The following is a 7,996-nucleotide window of genomic DNA, read 5'->3' on the forward strand; positions in this document are numbered from 1 at the left end:
AAAAAAGAACATTAATGAAATGATATAAAACGAAGGCTGGCGCACAAAATAGCGCAGCTCAAACGCGAGCATATTAAAAAACATAACGCCTCCTTATGCTACTTGGCTATTACGATGATTGAGCAAAGTAGAAAAGTACACGTCTTCTAGGTTTGCATGGCTTGATTGAAAACCTTCAGGGGCTTGTTCCGCTAATACATGCAATATGGTTTGCCCAGCAAATAAGCGTTTAGAAATAACAGGTAGCTGTGGCTCAAGCTCTTGCGCTTCTTCTTGGCTCATGGCTTTGCGCCAAATTTGGCCTTGCAGCTTGTCGGTGAGGGCAATCGGGTTACCCTCTAATAAAATTTTACCACCAGCCAGTACCGCCATATTAGGGCATAGTTCAGCCACATCTTCTACTATGTGGGTTGATAATATAACGACTTTTTGCTCGCCTAAGCTTACTAACAAGTTATGAAAGCGATTTCGCTCTTCAGGGTCTAGCCCTGCGGTTGGCTCATCAACGATTAGTAAATCAGGGTCGCCCAATAACGCTTGAGCAATACCAAAACGCTGGCGCATCCCGCCCGAAAAGCCACTTACCGCTTTTGAGCGATGTTGATATAAATTAGTATGTGCTAGTAGGCCTTCAACCGACTCTTTACGCTCCCCTTTATTATGAATCCCCTTTAAAACAGCCATATGGTCTAGCAAGTCGTAAGCACTAACACGCGGATAAACACCAAAATCTTGCGGAAGGTAACCTAAACGTTGGCGTAGTGCTTGTGGGTCTTTAAACACATCAATACCATCAAAGGTAATTGCCCCCGCGTCGGCAGATTGTAACGTTGCAATAGTGCGCATTAGCGATGACTTCCCGGCACCATTTGGCCCAAGTAGCCCAAACATGCCTTTACCTATTGATAAATCAACACCTTGCAGAGCGTGCACGCCGTTGTCGTAGGTTTTTGATAACCCTGTTATTGATAGCATTTTTTACTTCCTTGAATTGTAAGTATTATTTTTATACTGTTTTATACCACATTAAAAACGGGAACATAAGTTACGCTGTGGCCAACTTTGTAACAATAAATAAACAGCAACACACTCTAATAACACTTGCTAAGAAGTGAGCCTCTGGGTATAAAAACCACACACCATTGATAAGAAGCGAAAAGCCATGCAAGAACATAAAAACCAGCCATTGACCGATTTTATAGAATACTCACACGATGAAATGTTAGCCCGTGCAAATGAATTTTTACAAACAAGCCAGCGCCGCCATAGCATTCGCAGTTTTAGTGACCGCCCAGTGCCAAAAGAGATTATCGAAACCTGTATAAAAGCAGCGGGTACAGCACCTAGTGGTGCAAACCACCAGCCTTGGCATTTTGTGGCTATTAACAGTAGCGATGTAAAAAAACAAATACGCGACGCGGCTGAAAAGCTAGAGCGCTCTTTTTACGAAGGGCGAGCAGGCGAGGAGTGGCTGGATGCATTAAAACCATTAGGGACTGACGCGAACAAACCCTACTTAGAGCATGCACCTTGGCTTATTGCTGTGTTTAGTCAAAAAAAGGGCGGCGTGAGTACTGACGATAAAAATACAAATTACTATGTGCATGAGTCTGTTGGGTTAGCAACGGGGTTTTTAATACAAGCTCTGCACCGAGCAGGCCTTGCAACACTTACTCACACCCCAAAACCTATGAGCTTTTTAACAGACATTTGTGGCCGCGATAAAGATAACGAGCGCCCTTATATGCTATTAATTGCAGGCTATCCGGATGAGCATGCAACAGTACCAATGCACGCCCTAGATAAAAAATCGATTGATGAAATAGCCAGTTTTATTTAATACCGTGCAAGGGGGAATAATCAATAGCAAGTACATCTCCCTCTTTAAGGCCAGCAATTACATGGTGCTTGTTATTAACCATTGTACCTAACCTTACGAAACGTTTAACTGGCGTTTCGTTTTCTAGTACATACACCATGTTTAATTGCCCAAATTCATGTACCCAGCTTGGCTCAATTAAAATACCTTGAGCGCTTTTTGTAGGTAACTGCAACTGTGCGTAAAGCCCAGGAATTAACCCTAATTGTGTATTCGTGTCTAGGCGAATAAGCAAGCTACGCGCGCTACTGTCGGCAACAGGGACTATTTCGCTTACTACGGCAGGTGTTGTTATTGCCAAAGATGGAAGAACCACATTTAAGCTATCTCCAAGTTTTAATTTTACAGCTTGTTGTTCACGCACATTAAATTCAAGCTGTAATTGCAATGGGTTATACACAGTAATAAGTGGCTTGCCCGGTGTTACGGTGTCGCCGGGCTCGGTTAAACGTTCAACCACAACCCCTGAAATAGGCGCTATAATTTGAGTATAATTTAGCGCCACTTTTGCTTGTGCTTGTTGCTGCTGAGCGGCGGCTAAATTAGCAGTGAGATTATCAAATTTAGCCTTAGCATCATCTAATTCACTAACAGGCACCAACCCCTTAGCATTTAAATCACTCATTCTAACTAATTGCTTTTGAGCTTGCGTCAACGATGCTTTCACCGCGTTAATATTCGCGTCGCTTTGTGCTAACGCCGCTTTAAAATCATCTTGCTTGAGGGTAATAAGTAAATCGCCTTTAGTGACCTTATCGCCCGCTCGTACTTTTAGCTGCTCAACTTGCGCCATAACATTTGATGAAATTTGCGTATTTTGTTTAGCAATTACACTACCCGGTACCTGCTCAATACCGGTGATGTTTTGCAGCGAAATGGTAACGCGCTCCCCCTGATAATTACTTTGTTGTGATTCTTTTAAACCAGCAGTTTGTTGGTCAGAAAAACTACCAGCCATGTAAAGCACAGCCATAATAATTACCAATAAAGCGATTAAAGCGCCGATTAGTTTTGATTTACCCTGCATGCGCTTCACCCTCTGAACTTGCAAACACTAAATAATAAACAAGTGGCACTACAAATAACGAAAATACAGTAGACGCCACAATACCAAAAATTATCGCAATCGCGAGCCCGCTGAATACCGGGTCAAGTGTGATTACTAAGTTACCCAATAAGGTCGTGCCTGCGGTTAGTAATACAGGGCGCATGCGCACTGTTCCAGCAGCAATCAGCGCATCTTTTATAGCCATACCTTGACCTCGGGCTTGATTAATAAATTCAACTAAAATAAGCGAATTACGAACCACAATACCAGCAAGGGCAATCATCCCAATCATTGCTGTGGCGGTAAATAATACTGGCTCAGGAGCGCCAGCTATAGCACGTTCTCCAAACTGATTTAATAACCAAAAACCTGGCATAATACCTATGACCGTGAGCGGAATAGCCGACATAATAATTAGCGACAAGCTCGCAGATTGTGTTTGAACACGTAAAATAATAAATATGGCACTAAGCGCAAAGGCAAATGCAATTCCCATATCCCTAAACACATCTATGGTAATACGCCACTCACCCTCACCACTAAAGTTGGCATGAGTGCCTTTAGGTAATTGCCATGGTGCAGTACCGCCATTGTTAAAAAAGTGGCGGTTTATCCACGGTGTTTTTTCAAAATAGTTAGGCTCGGCGTTAAAATCAGCATTTACGTCTGCAATAATCTCTGCTGGCGTTCGCCCGTTTAGCTCAGCCATAACATAAATTACATCGCGTTGATCTTTACGAACCCGAATGTCAGCAACCTGATGTTGCGTAAATTCACCTAATTCTGAAAGCGACACTAATGGCCTAGGTGCACTTTGTAAGCCAAATTCATCACTGGTTTTAGCTAAATCTCTATCACCTCTGACTTGCAGTGCAAGTAATTGCGAAATTTGATTACGTTCGCTGTATGGTAACTGTAATTTAATATCAACAGGCTCAGTTTCAGAGCTTACGTAAAGTACCCCCATGGTTTCACCTTGTGTTGCAACACTTAACGATTGAGCAATATTTTGAGTAGAAACTGCACTGATTGCCGCTTTGCTCTTATCGGTTACAAAACGCTGTAAAGGTGAAGGTGCAACCATAGAGGTATCCACTTCGACTACGTGTGGCTCTTGCTTTAAACGTTCAGCTAATTGTTTAGCTGCTTGGTAATGAGTTTGCTCATCAACAAAATCATCTCGGTAAACCTCAGCAACTAAAGTACTTAATACGGGCGGACCAGGAGGCACTTCAACAACTTTTATTACTATGCCTTGTTTTGCTAAAGGTGCGAGCTGTTTACGTAAGCGCATAACCACAGCATGTGATTGATGCTCGCGCTCAGATTTATCAATCAATAGCACTCTTAGCTCTGCTAAATGTGTCGCTTCACGGCGATAATAGCCACGTACCATGGCATTAAAATCCATACTTGAAGGCTTACCAACGTAGGCTGCTATTTCACTTACTTCGTTTAATTGCCAAGTGAGTGTTTGCACTTGTTTGGTAAAGGCTGCGGTTCGTTCTAAATTTGTGCCCTCTGGCATGTCTATTAATACTTGTAGCTCATTTTTATTATCAAACGGTAATAGCTTTAAAGGCACTAAACGCATAACTGGTAGCATGGCGCTAATAATAAACAAAATTAATGTGCCCCATAATACCCATTTTGCGCGCTGCTTTGAGACAAGCAGCGGGCTTAATAACGTTTGATAAATACTAATTTGGGGCTCAATTTCAGTGTGGGTATCTGTATTGGGCTTGAGTAACTTCATCGCAAGCCATGGAGTTACAAAAAACGCCACAATGGTGGATACCATCACGCTGATTGGAACGTTAAATGCCATAGGTGCCATGTACGGCCCCATCATGCCGGTAATAAATGCCAGCGGAATAAATGCCACCATAATCGTTAACGTAGACATAAGTAACGCACCGCGAATTTCGCTCATTGCGCCAACTATTTGCTGTTTTTTGTTGCCTTTTTTATTTAAAAAACGGCTTATATTATCAATGCCTGTAATTGGGTCATCTACCAATAAACCTAACGATAAAATAAGTGCAAATAACGTTACTCGGTTAATGGTATAACCAAACGCAAAATCCAGTGCCAGTGTAATGCCATAGCAAATAGGCACCGCTAACCCAACAACAATGGCGGGTCGCCAGCCCAAAAACACCCCAACAAATATCACTACCGTAAATACTGCAAACACTAAGCTTGATGTTAGATTATTTACTTTTTCATTGGCGGTTTGCCCGTAATCTCTTAATACCGAGTAGCTCACTTCTGGCGGTAAAAGCGTGCGTGATAACTCGGCCATCACTTGGTGAACATCATTTGCCACCGCCACGGCATTCGTGCCTGTTTGCTTAGCCACACTTAATGTGACCATGGGTAACTGTTGATCATTAGAAGATTGTGCAAGCCATTGGTAATGTTCGCTCTCGCCAGGCCCGTCAATCACGCTTGCAATATCAAGTAAGTAAACACTCTTACCGTTTACTACATTTACTACAAGCTGCTCCACTGCAGACTTATTACGTAAAACGTCACCCGCTTGCAAAGCTATTTTTTGCTGACCATTTACAACACTGCCTAGTTGCGTAAGTTGATTAGATACACTTAATGCATAAAGTACATCGCTTATAGTTGTTTGGTGAGCAGCCAACGCGCTGGCATTTAAATTAATAGTGAGCGTGCGTTTACGCCCAGCAATCACTTTTACCTCGCTGGTGTTTTCAATACGTTGTAAAGCACTCGCAATTTCGTTTGCAAATCGTGTTAATTCGTAATCGCTATAGAGTTGTGGATCTTTGCTGTACAACCCAAGCATAACAATGGGAACATCATCGACCTCAATGGGCCGAATTTGCCAATCTTTAATAACAGAAGGCATTGTATGCTGGTAACCATTAAGCTTGGCGTAGGTATCTAAAATAGCCTGTTCACGATCATGCCCCACCTCAAACCTAAGTGTCACCACGCTAGCACCAGTTTGTGTGGTTGAATAAATATGTTCAACACCGCCAAGCTGGGAAAGTAACTTCTCAAGAGGCTGAGTCACCAGCCGTGTCACTTCGGGCGCTTCTACATTCGGAGCCGATACATATATATCAAGCATAGGCACCACTATTTGCGGCTCTTCCTCGCGAGGCGTTTGTTTTAAAGCAAACAGGCCAAACAAAATTGATAACACAAAAATAATAACCGGAATACGACCCGTTAAACTGCTTTTTACTGCGTTATCAATCATGTTCATTACCTCTACCCCTTACAAAACAAACCATACAATGTGCCTAAAAGATGAATAGCATTCTGATCAATCACACGGTAATAAATAGTTTGCCCCTCACGGCGAGTAGCAACAATATTCGTTTTTCTAAGGGCAGCTAAATGCTGAGAAAGTGCCGACTGCGCTAACGGCACCGCTTCATTAAGCTGTGTCACACTCATTTCGGTATCTTGCAACGAACATAAAATCATTAAACGATTTTTATTAGCTAAAATTTTTAATAGCTGCTCTGCTTGCTCAACGTTCCCCGCCATAGCAGTAAAATCAATATTCATATAAAGCTCTAATAATCTAATGTGATCGCAGTATAAATTGTTACATTAGAAAAGTCTAATATTAGGATTTACTAATATATGAAATACGATTATAGTAATTAGGTATTTAACTGGATAAGTGACCGACTATAATGAAACTCAATAATGCGCTTCGTCTGATCGCTGGCATAATGATTGTGATCTCAATTTTATTACAAACCTATCACGATCCTAGGTGGGTATATTTTACAGTGTTTATTGCCCTAAACTTGATGCAATCGGCTTTCACTAGCTGGTGCCCTATGATTACACTACTACGCAAATTTGGCGTTAAGGAATAAATATAATGCTTACTTCTATCCCCGATTTACTAAAAGTTATTACACCTAACCAACGACGTATCGACGCTGAACAAGCAAAACAAGAGATTATCGAAAACAAGGGCTTACTTATTGATGTGCGTGAACCCGCAGAACATGCTACCAATCCTGCTGTAGGCGCTATTAATATTCCGCGTGGCTTACTTGAAATGAAGTTGATGGAAATAGAAAAAGACGCTTCCCGCCCTATTTATCTGCACTGCGCTAGTGGCGCACGCGCCACATTAAGTGCTGAAGCAATTACACGTATAGGATATGAAAACGTCACCGTTATTACTTGTAACGCAACGCAAGTGTGTGAAGCTTTTTAATTATGGTAAACCCAAATAATTAGGGCCTTAGTTAGTAGACTCGACGATAAAAATCGTCGAGTCTACTGATTCAAGTTGGGCTTAATTTGTTTGAAAATAAAAGCGCGTTTCTGTTATTTTTTCAATAATTTCATACTCTAAGCCCATGTGGTTATACTCACCCTGAGTTGGTATTCTTGAACTGTAATTAACAACGACACCCCAATGGTTATCACTCACCCCTCCAAAAATTATGCTCATGCTCTTGTCATCATTTTTAGTGATAGCAGCAACATTATAAGCATTCATTAACTCCCTAACTTGCTTAGTTTCTGCTGATAACGTCATTAACTCTTCGTTTTCACCTAACTCAAAAACTTTATAATTAGCTGACGGAACAAATCCCGCATACTTAGAAGGATAATAAGTAACAAGTTGAGCTGGCGTGAAAAATGTATTATTTATTCGATAAACAAACATGTCTGTTTGCTGAATAAGATTTAGATCTTTTGACTGATTGAATTTAATAAGCTCATTCATCGTTACTTTTAAAAAGTCGTTAATTAAGCCTAACCGTTCTTCTTTGCAGGCTTGCTTTTTACATATCGTAACGTTAGGTAAATTGGAGAGTTGTGCCTTATTTATACTTAAAAAATTACGACCCAAAACACCTAAATTAAAGTTTGCAAACGCTTGTTTATCTTTATCACTTTTAAACTTAGTTGGGTGAATATCAAGAAAACTAAAAGGATAAAATAACGGCAGATACGCGAGAGGTAAATCACTTTTAGGTAATATATCTCCAGCATGCTTTAGCAATGCTCTATATTCTGCGTCTATATCCTCATTAAAATAAGGTGGCATGCCA

Annotated in this window: 8 protein-coding genes; 3 read left to right on the top strand and 5 right to left on the bottom strand. The window is 41.1% G+C overall.

Features of this window, described 5'->3' with window-relative positions:
• Window positions 1-93: 93 nt before the first annotated feature.
• Window positions 94-975 carry an ABC transporter ATP-binding protein gene (locus P20480_RS08310; protein ID WP_008130025.1) on the bottom strand — a complete coding sequence of 294 codons (882 nt, stop codon included), beginning with the start codon at window positions 973-975 and terminating at the stop codon, window positions 94-96.
• Between the two features lie 187 nt (window positions 976-1,162).
• On the opposite strand from P20480_RS08310, the gene P20480_RS08305 reads away from it, so the two are divergent.
• Complete coding sequence (locus P20480_RS08305) at window positions 1,163-1,840, top strand: nitroreductase family protein (protein WP_008130030.1); 678 nt, start codon at window positions 1,163-1,165, stop codon at window positions 1,838-1,840.
• On the opposite strand, the gene P20480_RS08300 is transcribed toward P20480_RS08305, so the two are convergent.
• Genes P20480_RS08300 through P20480_RS08290 form a run of 3 tightly spaced genes read right to left on the bottom strand, consistent with a single transcriptional unit; the run spans window position 1,833 to window position 6,479 of the window.
• A complete protein-coding gene (locus P20480_RS08300; protein ID WP_008130032.1) occupies window positions 1,833-2,906 on the bottom strand; it encodes an efflux RND transporter periplasmic adaptor subunit in 1,074 nt (357 codons plus the stop codon). The two genes, P20480_RS08305 and P20480_RS08300, sit on opposite strands and share 8 nt — an antisense overlap.
• Window positions 2,896-6,171, bottom strand: coding sequence for an efflux RND transporter permease subunit (locus P20480_RS08295; RefSeq protein ID WP_033025496.1), 3,276 nt, complete (start codon window positions 6,169-6,171; stop codon window positions 2,896-2,898). The genes P20480_RS08300 and P20480_RS08295 overlap by 11 nt, the downstream gene beginning before the upstream one ends.
• Window positions 6,172-6,176: 5 nt before the next feature.
• A complete protein-coding gene (locus P20480_RS08290) occupies window positions 6,177-6,479 on the bottom strand; it encodes an ArsR/SmtB family transcription factor (protein WP_006794225.1) in 303 nt (100 codons plus the stop codon).
• 131 nt (window positions 6,480-6,610) lie between these two features.
• On the opposite strand from P20480_RS08290, the gene P20480_RS19230 reads away from it, so the two are divergent.
• Together P20480_RS19230 and P20480_RS08285 are read left to right on the top strand one after the other, a co-directional pair.
• Window positions 6,611-6,799: a YgaP family membrane protein gene (locus P20480_RS19230; RefSeq protein ID WP_006794224.1), complete on the top strand. Its 189-nt coding sequence runs from the start codon at window positions 6,611-6,613 to the stop codon at window positions 6,797-6,799.
• Between the two features lie 5 nt (window positions 6,800-6,804).
• On the top strand, window positions 6,805-7,149 hold the full coding sequence (locus P20480_RS08285) for a rhodanese-like domain-containing protein (RefSeq protein ID WP_006794223.1): 345 nt from the start codon (window positions 6,805-6,807) through the stop codon (window positions 7,147-7,149).
• Between the two features lie 81 nt (window positions 7,150-7,230).
• Here P20480_RS08285 and P20480_RS08280 read toward each other — a convergent pair.
• Window positions 7,231-7,996, bottom strand: a 766-nt coding sequence (locus tag P20480_RS08280; RefSeq protein ID WP_033025497.1) for a hypothetical protein, incomplete at its 5' end; no start/stop codon positions are given.

The organism is Pseudoalteromonas sp. BSi20480, assembly GCF_000241365.1.
Lineage (GTDB): Bacteria > Pseudomonadota > Gammaproteobacteria > Enterobacterales > Alteromonadaceae > Pseudoalteromonas > Pseudoalteromonas marina.

Excerpts from the sequence above, each read along its gene's own strand:
- P20480_RS08310 (WP_008130025.1), bottom strand. The coding sequence starts at position 975 with ATGCTATCAATAACAGGGTTATCAAAAACCTACGACAACGGCGTGCAC.
- P20480_RS08305 (WP_008130030.1), top strand. The coding sequence starts at position 1,163 with ATGCAAGAACATAAAAACCAGCCATTGACCGATTTTATAGAATACTCA.
- P20480_RS08300 (WP_008130032.1), bottom strand. The coding sequence starts at position 2,906 with ATGCAGGGTAAATCAAAACTAATCGGCGCTTTAATCGCTTTATTGGTA.
- P20480_RS08295 (WP_033025496.1), bottom strand. The coding sequence starts at position 6,171 with ATGAACATGATTGATAACGCAGTAAAAAGCAGTTTAACGGGTCGTATT.
- P20480_RS08290 (WP_006794225.1), bottom strand. The coding sequence starts at position 6,479 with ATGAATATTGATTTTACTGCTATGGCGGGGAACGTTGAGCAAGCAGAG.
- P20480_RS19230 (WP_006794224.1), top strand. The coding sequence starts at position 6,611 with ATGAAACTCAATAATGCGCTTCGTCTGATCGCTGGCATAATGATTGTG.
- P20480_RS08285 (WP_006794223.1), top strand. The coding sequence starts at position 6,805 with ATGCTTACTTCTATCCCCGATTTACTAAAAGTTATTACACCTAACCAA.